At 54.6% G+C, this 17772-nt stretch carries 17 protein-coding genes; 8 read left to right on the top strand and 9 right to left on the bottom strand.

Going from position 1 to position 17772, the window contains the following annotated elements; translation table 11 throughout:
- Nucleotides 1–52: 52 nt before the first annotated feature.
- From BWI95_RS08195 to BWI95_RS08170, 6 genes are all read right to left on the bottom strand, one after another.
- Nucleotides 53–1246, bottom strand: a complete 1194-nt coding sequence (locus BWI95_RS08195) for a zinc-dependent alcohol dehydrogenase (RefSeq protein WP_042715056.1) — start codon at nucleotides 1244–1246, stop codon at nucleotides 53–55.
- A gap of 73 nt (nucleotides 1247–1319) precedes the next feature.
- Nucleotides 1320–2294, bottom strand: coding sequence for an ABC transporter ATP-binding protein (locus BWI95_RS08190; protein ID WP_054802734.1), 975 nt, complete (start codon nucleotides 2292–2294; stop codon nucleotides 1320–1322).
- A complete protein-coding gene (locus BWI95_RS08185; protein ID WP_076769307.1) occupies nucleotides 2291–3274 on the bottom strand; it encodes an ABC transporter ATP-binding protein in 984 nt (327 codons plus the stop codon). The genes BWI95_RS08190 and BWI95_RS08185 overlap by 4 nt, the downstream gene beginning before the upstream one ends.
- Nucleotides 3271–4218, bottom strand: coding sequence for an oligopeptide ABC transporter permease (gene opp4C, locus BWI95_RS08180; RefSeq protein WP_076769306.1), 948 nt, complete (start codon nucleotides 4216–4218; stop codon nucleotides 3271–3273). The genes BWI95_RS08185 and opp4C overlap by 4 nt, the downstream gene beginning before the upstream one ends.
- Nucleotides 4219–4220: 2 nt before the next feature.
- On the bottom strand, nucleotides 4221–5177 hold the full coding sequence (locus BWI95_RS08175) for an ABC transporter permease (protein WP_054803558.1): 957 nt from the start codon (nucleotides 5175–5177) through the stop codon (nucleotides 4221–4223).
- 47 nt (nucleotides 5178–5224) lie between these two features.
- The gene (locus BWI95_RS08170; protein ID WP_373456989.1) at nucleotides 5225–6850 is read right to left on the bottom strand and encodes an ABC transporter substrate-binding protein; all 1626 of its coding nucleotides are present in this window, start codon (nucleotides 6848–6850) and stop codon (nucleotides 5225–5227) included.
- 708 nt (nucleotides 6851–7558) lie between these two features.
- On the opposite strand from BWI95_RS08170, the gene BWI95_RS08165 reads away from it, so the two are divergent.
- Together BWI95_RS08165 and BWI95_RS08160 are read left to right on the top strand one after the other, a co-directional pair.
- Nucleotides 7559–8413, top strand: coding sequence for a hypothetical protein (locus BWI95_RS08165; RefSeq protein ID WP_156884901.1), 855 nt, complete (start codon nucleotides 7559–7561; stop codon nucleotides 8411–8413).
- 49 nt (nucleotides 8414–8462) lie between these two features.
- Complete coding sequence (locus tag BWI95_RS08160; RefSeq protein WP_042715068.1) at nucleotides 8463–9302, top strand: helix-turn-helix transcriptional regulator; 840 nt, start codon at nucleotides 8463–8465, stop codon at nucleotides 9300–9302.
- Between the two features lie 188 nt (nucleotides 9303–9490).
- Here the strand turns inward: BWI95_RS08160 and BWI95_RS08155 are convergent, their stop codons facing one another.
- The 3 genes from BWI95_RS08155 to BWI95_RS08150 all read right to left on the bottom strand — a co-directional run bounded on the left by BWI95_RS08155 (nucleotide 9491) and on the right by BWI95_RS08150 (nucleotide 11425).
- Nucleotides 9491–9700: a hypothetical protein gene (locus BWI95_RS08155; protein ID WP_042715070.1), complete on the bottom strand. Its 210-nt coding sequence runs from the start codon at nucleotides 9698–9700 to the stop codon at nucleotides 9491–9493.
- A gap of 123 nt (nucleotides 9701–9823) precedes the next feature.
- On the bottom strand, nucleotides 9824–10267 hold the full coding sequence (locus BWI95_RS23280) for a hypothetical protein (RefSeq protein WP_156884900.1): 444 nt from the start codon (nucleotides 10265–10267) through the stop codon (nucleotides 9824–9826).
- Between the two features lie 201 nt (nucleotides 10268–10468).
- Nucleotides 10469–11425: a LacI family DNA-binding transcriptional regulator gene (locus tag BWI95_RS08150; protein ID WP_076769303.1), complete on the bottom strand. Its 957-nt coding sequence runs from the start codon at nucleotides 11423–11425 to the stop codon at nucleotides 10469–10471.
- 292 nt (nucleotides 11426–11717) lie between these two features.
- Here BWI95_RS08150 and BWI95_RS08145 point away from each other — a divergent pair, with 292 nt between their 5' ends.
- From BWI95_RS08145 to BWI95_RS08120, 6 genes are all read left to right on the top strand, one after another.
- A complete protein-coding gene (locus BWI95_RS08145) occupies nucleotides 11718–12032 on the top strand; it encodes a PTS sugar transporter subunit IIB (protein ID WP_042715075.1) in 315 nt (104 codons plus the stop codon).
- An 11-nt stretch (nucleotides 12033–12043) separates the two neighbouring features.
- Nucleotides 12044–13375 carry a PTS sugar transporter subunit IIC gene (locus BWI95_RS08140; RefSeq protein WP_076769302.1) on the top strand — a complete coding sequence of 444 codons (1332 nt, stop codon included), beginning with the start codon at nucleotides 12044–12046 and terminating at the stop codon, nucleotides 13373–13375.
- 12 nt (nucleotides 13376–13387) lie between these two features.
- Nucleotides 13388–14779 carry a glycoside hydrolase family 1 protein gene (locus tag BWI95_RS08135; RefSeq protein WP_076769301.1) on the top strand — a complete coding sequence of 464 codons (1392 nt, stop codon included), beginning with the start codon at nucleotides 13388–13390 and terminating at the stop codon, nucleotides 14777–14779.
- Between the two features lie 5 nt (nucleotides 14780–14784).
- The gene (locus BWI95_RS08130) at nucleotides 14785–15090 is read left to right on the top strand and encodes a PTS lactose/cellobiose transporter subunit IIA (RefSeq protein WP_094422682.1); all 306 of its coding nucleotides are present in this window, start codon (nucleotides 14785–14787) and stop codon (nucleotides 15088–15090) included.
- 144 nt (nucleotides 15091–15234) lie between these two features.
- A complete protein-coding gene (locus BWI95_RS08125; RefSeq protein ID WP_076769300.1) occupies nucleotides 15235–16614 on the top strand; it encodes a carbohydrate porin in 1380 nt (459 codons plus the stop codon).
- A gap of 100 nt (nucleotides 16615–16714) precedes the next feature.
- The gene (locus tag BWI95_RS08120; protein ID WP_042715084.1) at nucleotides 16715–17617 is read left to right on the top strand and encodes an EamA family transporter; all 903 of its coding nucleotides are present in this window, start codon (nucleotides 16715–16717) and stop codon (nucleotides 17615–17617) included.
- Nucleotides 17618–17772 lie beyond the last annotated feature (155 nt).

The following is a 17772-nucleotide window of genomic DNA, read 5'->3' as shown; positions in this document are numbered from 1 at the left end:
CGGTGCACCGGGCTTTTTGCTTGTCTGCCCGGCGAACCGGGCATTGGCGGGGTTAGATCGTCGCTTTCGCGGCGTTGAGCCCCGGAACGAGGATCACTTTGCGGCAATCTTCTGCATGCTTATCGAAGATCTCATAGCCGCGGGCGGCCTCTTCGAGCGGCATATGGTGCGTGACAATCTCTTCCGGTTTGAGATGGCCGGACTCAATCAGCGGCAGTAGATCCGGCAGGAATGAGTGGACGTGAGTCTGCCCCATTTTGAAGGTCAGCCCCTTATCGAAGGCGTCGCCAAACATAAAGGCGTGAATAAACCCGGCGTAGACGCCCGGCACGCTGACAATCCCGCCGCGCCGTACGGCGGCAATCGCCTGGCGCAACACTTTGCCGCTGCTGCCCTCAATTTTCAGGGTGCTGAGCACCGTTTCGGTGGTGCTGCCTTTGGCTTCAAAGCCCACGGCATCAATCACCGCATCAACACCGCGGTGGCCCGGCGTGTTTTCAATAATCCACGCCGCCGGATCGTCATTCTTATCAAAGTTGATGGGAATAACGCCGTAGCGGTCGCGGGCGAAGGCGAGCCGGTAGTCGCTGTCATCGATCATGAAAATCTGTTCAGCCCCTTCCAGACGCGCGCACGCCGCCGACAGCAGCCCGACCGGGCCTGCGCCATAAATCGCCACGCTTGAACCCTGTTTAATTTCGGCGTTTTTTACCGCCTGCCAGGCCGTGGGCAGAATATCGGAGAGGAACAGCACCTTCTCGTCAGAGAGCGTATCCGGCACTTTAAACGGCCCGGTGTTGGCCTTCGGCACGCGGACATACTCCGCCTGGCCGCCGGGAATACCGCCATAGAGATCGCTGTAGCCAAACAGCGCCGCCGGCGGAGTAATGCCTTTTCGGTTTAGCGCCGCACCTTTGCCTTCGTTGGTTTCCGAACAGGCGGAGTATTGATGGAGCTTACAGAAAAAACATTCGCCGCAGGCGATAACAAACGGGATCACTACCCGGTCGCCCTTGCTGACCGCATGCACGCCAGCCCCGGTCTCGACCACTTCGCCCATAAACTCATGGCCGAAGATGTCACCGTGATGCGTACCGGGGATTTTGCCGTGATAAAGGTGCAGATCCGAGCCGCAAATCGCCGTCGCGGTCACGCGGAGGATAATATCATCCGCCGCCTGGATAATCGGATCGGGGTGGTTATCGACGCTGACTTTATGTGAACCGTGATAAGTAAGTGCTCTCATGTACCGTGTTCCCCATGATTTCAGACAGGACTGATAAGCATAGAACAGCCTGGGGAAGCACGGCGAAGCGGCACTACATCTTATCCACCCAGTGGCAGGCAACATGATGCCCGGAAGCCACTTCACGCAGCGCTGGTGCCTGTTCACGGCAGATCTCCGTGGCGTGCGGGCAGCGCGACGAAAAGCGGCAGCCCGGCGGCGGTCGCGAAGGGTCAGGGATCTCGCCCTGCACTGCCGCTACCGGCTCACGCAGCGGATCGAGAGTCGGCACAGCGGCCAGCAGCGCGCGGGTATAGGGGTGCAGCGGCTGGTTGAAGAGCGTGTCGCGGCTGGCGGTCTCCACCAGTTGCCCGAGATACATCACCGCCACGTCATCGCACAGATGTTCGACCACGCCGAGATCGTGGGAGATAAAGAGAAACGTGACGCCGAAGTCGTCGCGAAGATCGGCGAACAGGTTGATAATCTGCGCCTGAATGGAGACATCCAGCGCTGAAATCGGCTCGTCGGCAATAATAAAGTCGGGGTTGAGGATCAGCGCGCGGGCAATGCCAATTCGCTGGCGCTGACCGCCGGAAAACTCATGGGGAAAGCGGTTGTAGTGCTGCGGCGCCAGCCCGCAAATCTTCATCACCGCAATCACCTTGTCATACAGCTCTGCGCGGGTGCAGAGCTTATGCTCCAGCATCGCTTCACCAATCGCATCGCCGATGCGGATGCGCGGGTTGAGCGAGCTGTAGGGATCCTGAAACACCAGCTGGATTTTCGGTCGCAGGGCGCGCAGCGCCTTCGCCGGGAGATCGCCCAGCTCCTGGCCGCGATACTTCACGCTGCCCGCGGTTTTGTCGTACAGCCCGAGTAGCGTACGTCCGACGGTAGTTTTGCCGCTGCCGGATTCGCCGACCAGGCCAAAAATAGTGCCAGGGCGAATATTAAAACTGACGCCATCAACCGCACGCACCTCTCCGGTCTGCTGACCAAACAGCCCATCGCGCAGCGGGAAGTACTTCTTCAGGTCGTTAACTTCAATCACATACTCTGCGCTCATGCCTGCGGCTCCGTTAACGCACTGTGAATACAGGCCGCCTGCCGGGTCTCGTCGCCCATCAGCGGCGGAATGCCGCGCCGACAGGCATCGGTCGCGCGCTCGCAGCGATCGTAAAAGGCGCACCACGGCGGCAGTTCAGCCAGATCGGGCACCTGGCCGGGAATCGAGTAGAGCCGACGCCGCCGCTCGCCCGGCACCGGACGCGAGGCGATCAGCCCTTTGGTGTAGGGGTGCAGCGGATGACGTAACACGTCGGCGGTTGGCCCCTGCTCGACAATCCGCCCGGCGTACATCACCACCACATGCTCCGCCATCTGTGCGATCACGCCCAGATCGTGAGTGATCAACATCAGCGCCATATGGTGCGCCTGCGCCTGGTCGCGCAACAGTCGCAGGATTTGCGCCTGCACGGTGACATCCAGCGCGGTAGTTGGCTCATCGGCGATGAGCAGCTTCGGCTGGCAGCTCAGTGCCATAGCAATCATGATGCGTTGCAGCATGCCGCCGGAGAGTTGATGCGGGTAGCTGCTCATCAGGCTCTCTGCCCGGGCCAGCCCCACTTCAGCAATTAATTGCGTTGCGCGCTGCCAGGCCGCTTTCGCTGACAGACCACGATGGCGGATCAGCGGCTCGCACAGCTGCTCACCGATGGTCAGCACCGGGTTCAGGGCGGTCATCGGCTCCTGGAAAATCATCGCCAGCTGGTTGCCGCGCAGATCGGCCATTTTCGACGGCTTCAGGCGCAGCAGATCCTCGCCCTGAAAGCGGATTTCCCCGCCATCGATGCGCGCCGCCTGCGGTGGCAGCAAACCCATCAGCGACATCGCCGTGACGCTTTTTCCGCAGCCGGATTCACCGACTACGCCGATAGTCTGCCCGGCCTTAATGGCAAAGGAGACCTCCTGCACGGCGCGCACGCGCCCCTGCTCTGCGGCGAAAGAGACGGAAAGTTGGTTGAATGTGACCAGCGGTTCGCTCATTTCAGGCTCCGTTTCATCTTCGGATCGAGCGCATCGCGCAGGCCATCGCCCAGCACGTTAATGGCAATCACGGTAATAAAAATGGCAATCCCTGGCGGCATCCACAGCCACGGACGGCGTTGAAAATCGATCAGGCTGTTGGCGGCATCCATCATATTGCCCCACGACGGTGTCGGCGGTACTACGCCCATGCCAAGGTAGCTGAGCGCCGACTCCATCAAAATGGCATTCGCCACCGCCATGGTCGCCATCACCACCAGAATCGGCACCGTGTTGGGTAACAGGTGACCAAACAGACGGCGACGCGAGGAGAGGCCCAGCACCTGGGTGGCCAGCATAAAATCGCGCTCGCGCAGGGAGAGGATCTGCCCGCGCACCAGCCGCGCCAGCTTCGGCCACTCCAGTAGACTCAGCATCACTACCACCATGTAGATACGCGATTCGGCGGGGAAATCGAGCTCCGACAGCATCGCCCCGGCGACAATCAGCAGCGGCAGGCTTGGGATGGTCATCACCAGATCCGCCAGCCGCATAATCACTTTATCGGTCCAGCCGCCCGCATAGCCCGACAGGGCGCCAAGCAGGTAGCCGAGCGCTACGGAGAGCAGCATGGTCAGCAGACCAATAATCAGCGAAATACGTCCGGCCAACAGCAGGCGGGTGTAGACATCGCGCCCGAGGAAATCGGTGCCCAGCCAGTGCGCAGCACCAGGTGGTTTGTTGATCATCAGTGCATCGGTAGCGTCGTTTTTCCACGGCGACCAGATAGGCCCGACAACGCACCAGACAGCCATCACAATCAGCGCCAGCAGGCAGAGCATCGCCAGCCGGTTGTGACGCAGCGCGCGCCACGCCTGTCGCCACGGTGACGGCGTCGCCTGAGCCAGCGCCGGGATCTCTGCTTTACGCAGACGGCGGTTGGTTGAGAAGAGTGAACCCAGCATTATCACCTCACCCGGATACGCGGGTCAGCCCACGCGTAGAGCACATCGGCAATCAGGTTGCCGACAATGGTTAATACCGCCAGGAAGAGGGTGAAACCCATCAGCACGGGGTAATCCCGCGCGGCCAGCGAATCGATATGAATATGCCCGGCACCCGGCCAGTTAAACACTTTTTCAGTGATGATCGCCCCGGAAAAGAGCCCCGGCAGCTCAAAACCGAGCAGAGTGATAATCGGCAGCAGGGCATTGCGCAGCGCGTGTTTGAAGATCACCGTGCGCTCGCGCAGCCCTTTGGCGCGGGCGGTGCGGATAAAGTCCATCTTCACCACATCGAGCATGCTGGCGCGGAAGTAGCGCGTCAGGCTGCCCGCCTGCAACATCACCAGCGCCAGCACCGGCAGCGCCAGATGCGCGGCAACCTGCATCACCCACGCCCAGCCGCTTTCATCGCTGCCGGTATTGGTCATGCCGCCCACCGGCAGCCAGTGCAGATCAACGGCGAACCACTTAATCAGCAGCAGGCAGAGGAAAAAGGTCGGAAAGGACATGGCGGCGAAGACCACCACGCTCACCACGTGGTCAAACAGCGAATTGGGTTTCAGCGCTGAAGCAATGCCGACCGCGAGGCCAATCCCCCAGTAGAAAACCAGCGCGATGCTTGCCAGCAGGAAGGAGTTCCAGATGTACTGGTTCAGCAGTTGGCTGACCGGGATCTGGTACTGCAACGAGAAGCCGAGATCGCCGCGCAGCAGCTGGCCAAGCCAGTGCAGATAGCGGGTAAAAAGGGGCTGATCGAGGCCGTAAATCGCTTTCAGTTCAGCGGCGCGGGCGGCGGTCAGGGTGATATTACCGTCGATAAAGTCGCCCGGTGTTTTGGCGAACAGCATAAAGATGATCAGTGAAGCCAGCAGCAGCATCGGCACGGTTTGCAGCAGCCGCCTGAGGATAAAGTTTCCCATAACGCTCTCATGCCCGCCGCCGGGCATTCCCGGCGGCGGTGAAGGTCTTACTTAACGATTTTGACATCCGGCAGGCTGCCGGTCAGGCCGTTATAGATGTCCGGTTTGAAGCCGGTCACGCGGGCGCTGCTCGCCGACAGAATCTCGCGGTAGCCGAGGAGAATCACCGGCGGATCGTCGGCCAGCACTTTATAGAGCTGGTGGTAGATCGGTTTGCGTTTCTCAACATCCAGCTCGGCGTTGCCTTCGTTAATCAGCTTATCGACCTGCGGATTGTTATAGCCCGACTCTTTCGCTTCCGTGCTGTAGTAATCCCAGACGCCATCATGGGGATCGTTCAGCGTGCTGGTGCTAAACGAGGCGAGATCATAGTTGCCCGCTTTGCGCTGGGACATCAGGGCGTTGAAGTCCACCACCTGCGGCTTCAGCAACACGCCAATCTGCTGCCAGTTCTCTTTCGCGATAGGGATCAGCGCATCGTTGAGCACTTTTTTGCTCACCAGCAGCGTCAGTTCAAGGCGTTTGCCCTCTTTTACGCGGATGCCGTCCGGGCCCGGTTTCCAGCCGGCTTCATCCAGCAGCTTTTTCGCCTGTGCCGGATCGTACTTATAAGGGTTTACGCCATCGGCGTTGTAGGCCCAGGAGATGGGCGCGATCGGCTCAATCGCCACTTTGCCGTAGCCCTGATAGACCACATCAATCAGTTTCTGGCGATCGAGGCCATAAATCAGTGCCTGACGCACTTTCGCATCCTGCAACGCCGGGCGATGCACGTTGAACTCCACTTTGCTGTAGTCGCTGGAGCCGTAGAGGTTGATATTGGCGAAGCCCAGCATTTTGAGCTGCTCAATATCATCCGGGCGCGAGGTAAACGCGTCGTAATCGGTCTCGCCGGTCTGGAAAAGCTGGAAGTTGGTCGACGGGTTGGTCACGCGATAGATAAAGCGCGGCGTCGGCGGTGTACCACGGTAGAAATGGGTATTGGCGTGGAAGCGGATCTCCTGGCCTGGAATGTATTTGTCGTAGACGTACGGCCCGTTACCGAGCGGCTTGCCGTGCAGCGTGCGTAAATAGTCGAGATTGCCGCGCTGATACCCTTTACCGTAATAGGCTTTCGACAGCACTGGCCCGCCGATTTTCGCCAGCGTCGTCGCGCCCGGCTGGGTGGTGGTCACTTGCAGCGTGTGGGCATCGATCACTTTCAGGCCGCTGACGCTCTCCGCTTTGCCCGCTTTATACTCCGCGCCGCCCGCGATATTCGCTAACGTGATATCGGTATCGCCGTCATATTTCGGGTCATAAAGCACGGTTAAGGTGAAGGCTACATCTTCTGCGGTGAGCGGTGAACCGTCGCTAAAGGTCAAATTGGGGCGCAGCTTGATGGTGTAGACCTTATTGTCCGGGCTGATGGTCCAGCTCTCTGCCAGGCCCGGCACCAGCTTGCCGTGGCTATCCCAGTCGATCAGGCGCGAGAAGATGACGTTAGTAACGTTCTCATCCCAACCGTTAACGAAAAAGTAGGGGTTAAAAATGCCCTGCGGCTCAGAGATGCCGGCCACAACGGTATCTTTACGTAATTTCGCCGCCGTCGGGATCTGGCTGGCATCCGTTGCGGGTGTGATTCCCTCTTTTAAGGGTTCATCGGCGAAAGAGGCGGTGGAAAACGCCACCATGCCGCTGAGCAACGCAATTTTCAGCGCAAGGGTGAAGTGCGTGGGCTTTGTTGTTAAGCGATTCAGTAACCTGGCCAAAATTGCTCCCTCATCAAGTCATTGCATGAAATTTACAAATCATGACGAAAGATAAGAGTCGCACTTCAACCTGTCTAACAACGAAAACGTATGGCTTATAGCAAACTGACCTTAGCAATCTTATGGCTAACCAGCTGACTTTTTTAGCTAAGGATTAACCTGGTTATCTTCTAATAAAGTAAACGCGTTAAATCGCGCGGATGGTGCCCGGCCGACCGGTGGGAGAGTGTGACAATGGCTTAGCAAGCTGGTTAGTCAGCCAGGCGTAATAAAAATACCCGCTTGAGATTATTTATTGAACAGGCCATTATTATTTGCAGACAAAAAGAAAAAACAGAAGAATATTCTTAACGAAAGCGCAATTCCTGCTAATTATCTACAGAGAGATTATTATCACTAAAAGCTTTTTTGCATGAGATAATAAATTCCTGGTTTTACTTATCGCTTTATTACTGCCTGAATCACGCTATTCCGCGATCAAATACACAATTTTATGTGACACAGATCACATAAAATTGTCTGTTTGCCGCTAACCCTTTTTTTGCCGATTTGAAAAAAGCAGCAACAAAAAATATCTTACTTAATAGACCAGGAGGTTGCTTTAACCATTTAACAACGAGGGTTAAATAAATGGCATCACAACAGTGCCGCATGGGGAATAGTAATAAAAGCAATCACACTTCAGGAATATTAATTACTCTTTATCATGCCCGCCGCGACATCATTTGCTTTGGTATAGTAGGTTTTATGTTGGCGATACTGAGTACATTTTATTACCCTCAACAATGGCTCACATCACTCACCATCAGCTCTGCAGAAAAATTTTCTCTTTATCCCCTGATGGCCTGTATACAAAACTTTTATGGTGCTGAGGTGGTAATTGAAGCTGACGTTTTTTTTAATGACTACCTTATTTACTTAAAAAAAGTTATCGCTCGCGGCGAGTGGCAGGATATCTATCTTGATGATTCCAGTCCTAATCAGATTAGAATATCCCTACTCTCGTGGTTTGCCGGCGCGCAGAATACGTCAATTCAGCTGGTGCTGCAGCAAGCGAACAATGAGCAGCAGAGCATGATTAACGAAATCAGCAAATGTTATTTAGAAGATATTAACCACACGTTTTACCGTATAGATAAAGAGTCTTATCAACTCTATCCCGTGCGAATGCGCTACAGCATCAGGATGTTTTTTGCTACTGCCACGGGAGTGATTGGCGTCAGTTTATTTGTTCTGCTCAGGGAAAAATGGCGGCAACTTGCCAGAGACTTTTACTATCAAAGAAACGAGGACGTTATGGAACGGAATAACCATGAGCCGGATCGGTTCAAAGAAAATTGCACTGAAGAGAAATACTGGCAGGACGAAGAAGGAAATAAAAAAAAGAAGGTTGCAGACGGAACGATTGCAGCAATAACCATCTATTTGATCATGTTGGTCGTCAGCTTGATTTGGCTCGGTCTGGAAATTTATACCGGGCTTTAAAAATAAAATACCTCTCATACTTGCAGGTATAAATAAAGGGAGTTTTTGTATGTCTGCTGAGATCATCGTCTTTAGCTATTCCTGGCCTGCGCTCCTGGCCATCACCGCATTTTTTGAAAAAAACAGCTTTATTGTTATAAAAATATATCAGGATGAGCAAAAGCTTTTAGAGGCCCTGCATAAAAACACCTCACTTCCCTTAATCATTGATGCGTCACCGCACCGTAAGGTATTACTTATTGCAGCGGTCGCCTCAACGTCACGCCTGCGCGCCGTTTTCTTTACCGCGCGTAAAATCCATCTCAATGACAAAGTCGTTGCTGAATTTTATTTTGAAGAGAAGCGCTGCATAACGCATTCGAAACTGATTACCCTGACGCGTGCAGAGATAGAGACAGCGATGCGTGTGGATCGCTCACCGGTCTGCCTCTCGCCAGGTATTATGCGACCGAGAATGATGAATCTGCTCTATGACAGGCAAACGTTATATAAAGAGATTCAGGACAAAATCTATCATCGACTTTATTTACTGGGCGCAACGCCCAATGAGATTAACACCCTGCGACTGCTTATTGCGGGTTTTTCCATACAGAAAATAGCGGAATTAAAGAACCTACAGATTAAAACAATATATGCCTACAAATCACAACTCGCGCAAAAAATTGAGCACACCATGTCTTCCCGTGAGTTGATTCGCGTATTAAGTGTTGAGGATAAAAACCAGGATAACGAGTGCCTTAACCATTTGTACAAGACGCGCTGTAATAATGAGAGAGCGCTCTGCGAAACCTGCCCGCTTTACCACTTCTGCTATGACTCAGAATCTGATAAATGTAATTTACCCTGCCATGAAGGATGTAAAACAGGGACAGATGAGAACCCTCCCTGATCACGTTATTTAATCTGATAGTGAAATCCGGGGCTTTATAACGCACGGCCATCTCGCTATATTCCACTCATTATTTCTGCGCTTTCAGAACGCATTCGCCTGGGCATTAGGGATTATTCCAGCCTTCTTTTTTGCATTGAAGGTAGTGCCCAGACGAATGCTTTTTACTTTCTGCACGCCTGCCTGTTTCAGGTCTTTTCATCAGCATGATTTTTAATCAGGCTGACCGCCACCACCTCTATCTCGCGCAGCGTCATATATTTCAACCGATCCCCATCAAGCTCCAGTCGGACTGTGCGAAATACACGCCCATCCGTCAGGGAGACCAGCGGACAATAGAGGCGGCTGGCGAGGTTAGTAATGCCGGCAACTTTCCAGAGGCTCTCTCTCTTTTCCACGGCTCTTCTCCTTGGCTCTGCGGCGGCCTGCCAAAAAAAAGCCGGTCCACAGACCGGCAAATCTAACAAGTCGTACAAGTCAGACCATCAACGCAGGGGTATATGAAAAAACGCACTCTCAATTCAGTAACAGGCTGCCATTTGCATGGTGTGGCAGCAGGGTGAGAACCATTCAATATCGCCGGAATAACGTCGGCTTTCTGGCTTAAACGGCACGCTGTAGCTGGTCAGCCGTGAACGATTATCGCTAAGCCCCATAAAACAGGTGCAGCAGGATGCACACAGATCGCAAGAGAGGGGGCACTCTGACAGGTTGCGGAAATAGTCCCGATGCCGCAGCCCATCAGGGTCGGTGCTTTTTTGCTTTTCGCCGGCGATGCGGACGAAATGCCTGGCCACCGTATTGCGGCCAGAGGTAAGAAGGGGGGTAAATGAATCCGTCGACACCTGTACGATCGCAGCGGATATTGGCTTCTGAATATGTGAATCCGCAGGCATGGCGACCATCATAATAATAAAAGCGAACAGGATTTTTATCCCTGAATCACATATATTCGAGTGCCGCATAGCTACCTTCCTTATTAAAAGAATGGATTTTACAGGTACGACTCGATACCGATTAAGCTCCCTTAAAATCGATGTATGATAGGTTTGTTTATTTTCTATTACATTTCAATAGCGAAGGATGAGTTTGGGAAAGGTTAACCGCCGAAGAGAGTATTCTTATCCACTATAAAATAAAAAGCCTCCGTCTGGAGGCCCATTTATTTAGCGTTTTCTTACATCCGGAATAATTAAATCCCCGCGAACGCGATATGTCCCTAATACGCTCTGCGTTTTTTCATTGAGCCACGACACAATACGCGCGGCCATTGCATCCATTGAATATTCAATCGCCGGAATCGTCGGAATACCCGGCAGATGCAGCGAGCCGGCGAGGCTAAAGACCATAATATCTTCCGGCACCGACTTATTAAACGCCTGTAACTGCGGGATCACGCGCTGCGCTTCCTGCTCATCGGCAACCAGTAACGCGTTGAAGTTAAGCGTGGTGGCGTTGTTCAGCAGCACCTGCAGCGCCACGGATGATGAGGTGTCATCCATAAAGACCAGGTTGCGGTTAAAGGGCAGGAAATTGTTTTCCAGCGCCAGTTTATAACCGTGCAGTACCTGTTCGGCGGCGGCATTGTGCGGGTGAATAAGCGCGATCTGACGGCGGCCCTGGCTTGTCAGGTAGTTGCAGGCGGTTTCGGCGGCAAAGGCGCGATCGAACTGAATGCTGTTAAGCGTAGTATCGGCAGACTCGACGCAATCCACGAGAATCACATTCTCGTCATCAATGGATAGCGGAAAACGGGCGCCAATGATCAGCACATCGTCACACAGCCCGCAGGTGAGCTCATCCAGCGCGCTCATCACCTCTGCTTTGGTATTAGCGAAGCGCAGCAGCAGGTGCTTCTGGCTCTGGCTGAGATGCTTCTCCAGCGCGTAGAGGTAACCGGTGGTCTGGTTAACGTTCTCCTGGGCGCAAATCACTCCGATGCAGCCTGTCGACTGGCTGAGCAGCGACTGGGCGATAACGTTGGGCCGATAGTTCAGCTCGTCGACCGCTTTCAGTACCGCGAGGCGGCTGGCTTCCTTAACGCCGCGCGAACCGCTCAACACCCGTGAGACTGTGGCTTTCGACACCCCAGCTAAACGTGATACGTCGTTGATTGTAGACATCTTTCTCCCCTGGCAGGCGCAAGGTGCGCCCGCAAAAAACAGACACTGCAATGGCTAATCTATAACCACCGCGAGTATAGCCGTTTCTTTTTTTCATGGAAACCGATTTTCCATTTGCGCCGTTTTGCCTGTTCAAATGGCGCAATTTCGTGACGGAAATCCAATAACTCAGCCTTATTATTTACAGATATTGACAGCTATCACACTTCTATGGCGAATCCATGGAAACCGGTTTCCATATGATATCCAATCGTCTCCGCAATAACTTTTTACACTTCGAGGACGGTTAACGATGTTCAGGATCATGTTGTGTTGCTCAGCCGGTATGTCCACCAGTCTGCTGGTCAGAAAAATGGAAGAGGCGGCGAAAGCCCGCGATATCCCGGTTGAGATCGACGCGTACGGCGTAGCTGAGTTTGATCTGCAGTTTCCACGCTACCAGGTCGTGCTTCTCGGTCCACAAGTTAAATACATGTTAAAAACACTGGCAGAAAAGGCCGCCGCCCAGGGCATTCCGGTACAACCCATCAACCCGATGGATTACGGCATGCAACGTGGCGACGAGGTACTGGACTATGCTCTGTCGCTGATTGAAGCGGCACATTAAAAGGTGTTCTTATGAGTTCCCTCTACCAATCCATGATTACGGTGATTGAGCAAAGCATCACGCCGCTGGCCGGTCGTCTCGGTCAGCAAAAGTACGTTATCGCCATCCGCGACGGCTTTACCGCCGCGCTGCCGTTTATGATCATCGGCTCATTTATGCTGGTGTTTATTTTCCCGCCCTTTTCAGCGGATACCACCGTCGGCTTCGCCCGCGCGTGGCTTGATTTCTCGACCGAATACCGCGAACAGCTGATGTTGCCATTTAACCTCAGCATGGGGGTGATGACCTTTTTCATCTCTGTCGGTATTGGCGCCAGTCTCGGTCGCCAGTTTAATCTCGACCCGGTGATGACCGGCCTGCTGGCGTTTATGGCCTTTCTGCTGGTCGCCGCGCCTTACAAAGATGGCACCATCTCGACGCAGTATCTCTCGGGCCAGGGCATCTTTACGGCGCTTATCACCTCGATCTACTCGTCACGGGTTTATGCCTGGCTGAAACAGCACAAGATCACTATTCGTCTGCCGAAAGAGGTGCCGACCGGCGTGGCCCGCTCGTTTGAGATCCTCATTCCGGTGCTGGTGATTATTGGCACGCTGCACCCGCTCAACCTCTTTATCGAAGCGCAAACCGGCATGATTATGCCGCAGGCGATTATGCATCTGCTTGAGCCGCTGGTTTCCGCCTCCGACTCGCTGCCCGCGGTTCTGCTCTCTGTGCTGCTGTGCCAGATTTTCTGGTTCGCCGGCATCCACGGTTCGCTGATTGTCACCGGCATCATGAACCCGTTCTGGATGGCCAACCTCTCCGCAAACCAGGCCGCGCTGGCGGCGGGCGCAGCGTTACCGCATGTCTATCTGCAAGGCTTCTGGGATCACTACCTGCTGATTGGCGGTGTCGGTTCCACGCTGCCGCTGGCCTTCCTGTTACTGCGCAGCCGCGTCACCCATTTGCGTACCATCGGCAAAATGGGCGTGGTGCCGAGCTTCTTCAACATCAACGAACCGATTCTCTTCGGTGCGCCGATCATCATGAACCCGATGCTGTTTGTGCCGTTTGTCTGCGTTCCGCTGATTAACGCCGTGCTCGCCTGGACCGCCACCAAAATGGGGCTGCTGGCACAGGTAGTCTCCCTGACGCCGTGGACAACGCCTGCGCCAATCGGTGCTTCATGGGCGGCAAACTGGGCCTTTAGCCCACTGGTAATGTGTTTGATCTGTATGGTGATGTCCGCCCTGATGTATCTGCCTTTCCTGCGCGCTTATGAGCACTCGCTGATGAAAGCAGAAGAGGAAAAAGCCGCGCAGAGCAGCGCCCCGATGGCGGAAACCGTCAGCAGTAATTAAAAGGAGCCGGTAATGAAATATGAATTTCCCGCAAACTTTTGGTGGGGCAGCGCCTGCTCTGCGCTGCAAACCGAAGGGGAAAGCGAACAGGGCGGTAAAAGCGCCACCACGTGGGATGCCTGGTTTGCCCGTCAGCCGTGGCGTTTTCATCAGCAGGTGGGGCCGCAGCAGACGTCGACCTTTTACCGCCACTGGCGCCAGGATATCGCCCTGCTCAAGCAGCTAAAGCACAACAGCTTTCGCACCTCACTGAGCTGGGCGCGTCTTATCCCGGACGGTACCGGCGAGGTGAATCCGCAGGCGGTAGCGTTTTATAACAGTGTGATTGACGAACTGCTGGCGCAGGGCATTACGCCTTTTATTACCCTGTTCCACTTCGATATGCCGATGGTGATGCAGGAGAAGGGCGGCTGGGAGAGCCGGGAAGTGGTCGACGCCTTCAGCCGCTATGCGCAGATCTGCTTTGAGCTGTTCGGCGATCGCGTGCATCACTGGTTCACCTTCAACGAGCCGATTGTGCCGGTGGAAGGCGGGTATCTTTACGATTTCCACTACCCGAACGTGGTCGACTTCAAACGCGCAGCCACGGTGGCTTACAACACGGTTTTGGCTCACGCCAGCGCGGTGCGCGCCTTTCGCGCCGGGCATCATCCCGGTGAGATTGGCATTGTGCTCAACCTGACGCCCTCTTATCCGCGTTCGCAGCACCCGGCGGATGTGAAGGCGGCGCACTACGCTGACTTACTGTTTAACCGCAGTTTTCTCGACCCGGTACTGCGTGGCGAGTATCCCGCTGACCTGGTGGCGCTGCTGAAAGAGCACAATCAGCTGCCCGCCTGCCAGCCAGACGATATTGCGCTGATCGCAGAAGGGAAGATCGATCTGCTCGGCATCAACTATTACCAGCCGCGGCGGGTAAAGTGCCGGGAGAGCGCGGTCAATCCCGATTCACCGTTTATGCCGGAGTGGTTGTTTGATTATTACGATATGCCGGGCCGTAAAATGAACCCTTATCGCGGGTGGGAAATTTATGAACCGGGTATTTACGATATTCTCACTAACCTGCGCATGAATTACGGTAACCCGCGCTGTTTTATTTCTGAAAACGGTATGGGTGTCGAGAATGAACAGCGGTTTATTGAAAATGGCCAAATAAACGATAGCTACCGAATTAATTTCGTTCGCGATCACCTTATCTGGCTGCATAAAGGGATTAGCGAAGGCAGCAACTGTCTTGGCTACCATATGTGGACCTTTATTGATAACTGGTCGTGGTGTAATGCCTATAAAAACCGCTACGGTTTTGTGCAATTAGATCTCGACACCCAACAACGCACCGTTAAAAAAAGCGGAGAGTGGTTTGCCGCCACCGCTGAGAATAATGGTTTCACTACTCAGGATTAAAAATTATGGTCGCACTTGAAGAGGCGGTAATGGAGATTATCGTCAACGCCGGGCAGTCGCGCAGCCTCTGCTTTGAAGCCCTGCGCTCCGCGCGTGAAGGCAACATCGATGAAGCGAAACTGCTGTTGAAAGAGGCCGATGGCTATGCGCGCCAGGCACACCAGATGCAAACCAAATTAATCGAACAGGATGCTGGCGAAGGCCGCCAGCCGATGACCTTAATTATGGTACATGCGCAGGACCATTTAATGACGTCGTTATTAGCTCGTGAATTATCTGAGGAGATCGTTCAGCTTTATCAGCGTAACTGAATGGAGAAGTGATTACGGTAAATCTTAATACGTCTGTACCCAACTTAATAAAATAAAGCAGTCTGTTTTGATGATGGCAATATTCCACTCTGTAACGGAGCGGAAGGTTATTGTCTGAGAACAACTTACTATATTGAGATAACCATGAAGATAAATAAAAAACTTCCAGTGGCGCTGGCGGTTGCGGCTACACTTTGCTCTGGTTCCGCCCTCGCCCAGGAGTTTACGCAAGAGCAAATTGACGCCATTGTCGCAAAAGCGGTGGATAAAGCGCTGGCGGAACGCGAGGCGAAAATGGACGCCGCAATTAATAAAAAAGCCGATGTGGTAGTGGAGCCGCAAAGCGCAGCGCAAACCCCCGATTTGGCGATCCCTTACGGCGTGAAATTTACCGGTTATGCCCGCTATGGCGCGCATTACCAGTCCGGCGATCAGAAGTATGTCGGCGTTGACGGCTCCTACAACGGCGCGTCGGCGATTGGTCGCCTTGGCAACGAAGGCAACGGCGGCGAATTCCAGCTCTCGAAAGCGTTCAAAGGCGATAACGGCGCGATCTGGGACATCAACGTGATGTTCGATCACTGGGGCGATGAAGTTAACCTGAAAAAAGCCTACGCTGGCGTGACTAATCTGCTGGCCTCCAACCCTAACGCCTATTTCTGGGCGGGGCGTGATTTCCACCAGCGTCCGCAGCAGGGGATCAACGACTACTTCTGGATGAACCACGACGGTCAGGGCGCGGGGGTGAAAAACTTCGATATCGGCGGCGTGCAGTTTGACGTTGCGGCCGTTGGCTCGATCGAATCCTGTAGCCCGGAAGTGCTGGAGGATGAATCCAACCCGTCGCGCATTACCTGTACCGGCAGCTCTAACGTTGGCGATAAAGGCAACTATGCGGTCACCTCAAAAGTGCACGGCATGAAAGTCGGCCCGCTCGATCTGGAGATTTACGCCAACTACGGCTTTGACTCGAAAGCGGTGGATCGCGACGAGCGCCTGCACGCCTGGCAGGGCGGCGCGGTGCTGAGCCATACCTACGACAGCGGCATCAACAAACTGATCGCCCGCTACTCCGATAACTCGGACAACAGCGTCTTTAACAAAACCGACGATCTGAAGGCCATCTACACCAGCTTTGAAGGGACCTATAAATTCACCCAGCAAACCCAGGTGGATTACCTGCTCGCCTTCCATGATTACGACAACAGCAGCATAAAAACGGATAACCGCCGCAACTATGGCGCGATTGTTCGCCCGATGCACTGGTGGAACGATGTGCACTCGACCTGGCTGGAGCTGGGCTACCAGCGCGTGGATTATGATGATGGCGGCGACAACCACGGCTGGAAGGCCACGCTGTCGCAGAACATCTCTATCGCGATGGGGCCGGAGTTCCGCCCGATGCTGCGCTTCTACGTGACCGGCGGCGAAGTGGATAACAAACGCACCGCGCGCGTTAACGGCACCAACGATACCTCCCTCGACTCGCTCAACATCGGCGCGATGTGGGAAGCCTGGTGGTAAGGTAACAGCCCGGAGGCGGTTCCCCTCATGCCGCCTCCGGTTCCTGCCTGGCCCTGTGTTATGCTTCTTAACCTGTTAATAAGTTATCAACGGGTTAGCGATGAGTTCGACGAAAAAAGGGATGCTCTGCGTGCTCGCAGCGGCAGTGCTGTGGGGCAGTTCCGGCGTATGTGCGCAGTTTATTATGGAGAAGAGCGCCATCTCTGCGCAGTGGCTGACCATGACGCGTCTGCTGTTTACCGGCGTGATCCTGCTTACGCTGTCGTTTGTCCACGGCGACAAGATTTTTACCATTCTGAAAAACCGTAAAGACGCGCTGAGCCTGCTCTTCTTCTCGCTGTTTGGCGCGATGGTGGTGCAGCTGAGCTTCCTGGTGACCATCGAGAAATCAAACGCCGCCACCGCCACGGTGCTGCAATTCCTCTCGCCGACGATTATCGTCGCGTGGTTTGCGCTGGTACGCAAAGCGCGCCCGACGCTGCTGGTCTCAGCGGCGATCATGACCTCGTTAATCGGCACCTTCCTGCTGGTGACGCACGGTAATCTTACCTCGCTCTCCATCTCCTCCGGCGCGCTGGTGTGGGGGATTATTTCCGCCTTTTCTGCCGCGTTTTACACCACGTACCCTTCGGCGCTGATTGCCCGTTACGGCACGCTGCCGATTGTCGGCTGGAGTATGTTGCTGGCGGGGTTAATGCTGACGCCGTTCTATGCCGGGCAGGGGAGTGATTTTGTCATCGACGGCGCGCTGTTGATGGCCTTTTTCTACCTGGTGGTGATTGGTACGGCGGTGACTTTTAGCCTCTATTTGAAGGGCGCGCAGATGATTGGCGGCTCGAAAGCGAGCATCTTAAGCTGCGCCGAACCGCTCAGTAGCGCCCTGCTTTCGGTGGCGCTGCTCGGGGTGGTGTTCACATTGCCGGACTGGCTCGGCACGCTGTTGATTGTCTCATCGGTGTTGCTCATCGCGCTGGATTCACGCCGCAAGGTGCGCGCCGCATAACCAATATCGGCACATTGCCCGATGGCGGCTGCGCCTTATCGGGCCTACGCGAATTGTTGGCCGGGTAAGCGGAGCGCCTCCCGGCACATTGCCCGATGGCGGCTACGCCTTATCGGGCCTACGCGAATTGTAGGCCGGGTAAGCAGAGCGCCACC

This window comes from Kosakonia cowanii JCM 10956 = DSM 18146 (assembly GCF_001975225.1).
Lineage (GTDB): Bacteria > Pseudomonadota > Gammaproteobacteria > Enterobacterales > Enterobacteriaceae > Kosakonia > Kosakonia cowanii.
Note: the sequence above shows the minus strand (reverse complement) of the source record. Positions and strands in the feature narration are given on the sequence as shown.

Coding starts and splice junctions, on each gene's coding strand:
- BWI95_RS08195 (WP_042715056.1), bottom strand. CDS start 1,246: ATGAGAGCACTTACTTATCACGGTTCACATAAAGTCAGCGTCGATAAC.
- BWI95_RS08185 (WP_076769307.1), bottom strand. CDS start 3,274: ATGAGCGAACCGCTGGTCACATTCAACCAACTTTCCGTCTCTTTCGCC.
- BWI95_RS08125 (WP_076769300.1), top strand. CDS start 15,235: ATGAAGATAAATAAAAAACTTCCAGTGGCGCTGGCGGTTGCGGCTACA.
- BWI95_RS08135 (WP_076769301.1), top strand. CDS start 13,388: ATGAAATATGAATTTCCCGCAAACTTTTGGTGGGGCAGCGCCTGCTCT.
- BWI95_RS08190 (WP_054802734.1), bottom strand. CDS start 2,294: ATGAGCGCAGAGTATGTGATTGAAGTTAACGACCTGAAGAAGTACTTC.
- BWI95_RS08165 (WP_156884901.1), top strand. CDS start 7,559: ATGGCATCACAACAGTGCCGCATGGGGAATAGTAATAAAAGCAATCAC.
- BWI95_RS08160 (WP_042715068.1), top strand. CDS start 8,463: ATGTCTGCTGAGATCATCGTCTTTAGCTATTCCTGGCCTGCGCTCCTG.
- BWI95_RS08130 (WP_094422682.1), top strand. CDS start 14,785: ATGGTCGCACTTGAAGAGGCGGTAATGGAGATTATCGTCAACGCCGGG.
- BWI95_RS08150 (WP_076769303.1), bottom strand. CDS start 11,425: ATGTCTACAATCAACGACGTATCACGTTTAGCTGGGGTGTCGAAAGCC.
- BWI95_RS08120 (WP_042715084.1), top strand. CDS start 16,715: ATGAGTTCGACGAAAAAAGGGATGCTCTGCGTGCTCGCAGCGGCAGTG.
- BWI95_RS08170 (WP_373456989.1), bottom strand. CDS start 6,850: ATGGTGGCGTTTTCCACCGCCTCTTTCGCCGATGAACCCTTAAAAGAG.
- BWI95_RS08145 (WP_042715075.1), top strand. CDS start 11,718: ATGTTCAGGATCATGTTGTGTTGCTCAGCCGGTATGTCCACCAGTCTG.
- opp4C (WP_076769306.1), bottom strand. CDS start 4,218: ATGCTGGGTTCACTCTTCTCAACCAACCGCCGTCTGCGTAAAGCAGAG.
- BWI95_RS08140 (WP_076769302.1), top strand. CDS start 12,044: ATGAGTTCCCTCTACCAATCCATGATTACGGTGATTGAGCAAAGCATC.
- BWI95_RS08175 (WP_054803558.1), bottom strand. CDS start 5,177: ATGGGAAACTTTATCCTCAGGCGGCTGCTGCAAACCGTGCCGATGCTG.
- BWI95_RS23280 (WP_156884900.1), bottom strand. CDS start 10,267: ATGCGGCACTCGAATATATGTGATTCAGGGATAAAAATCCTGTTCGCT.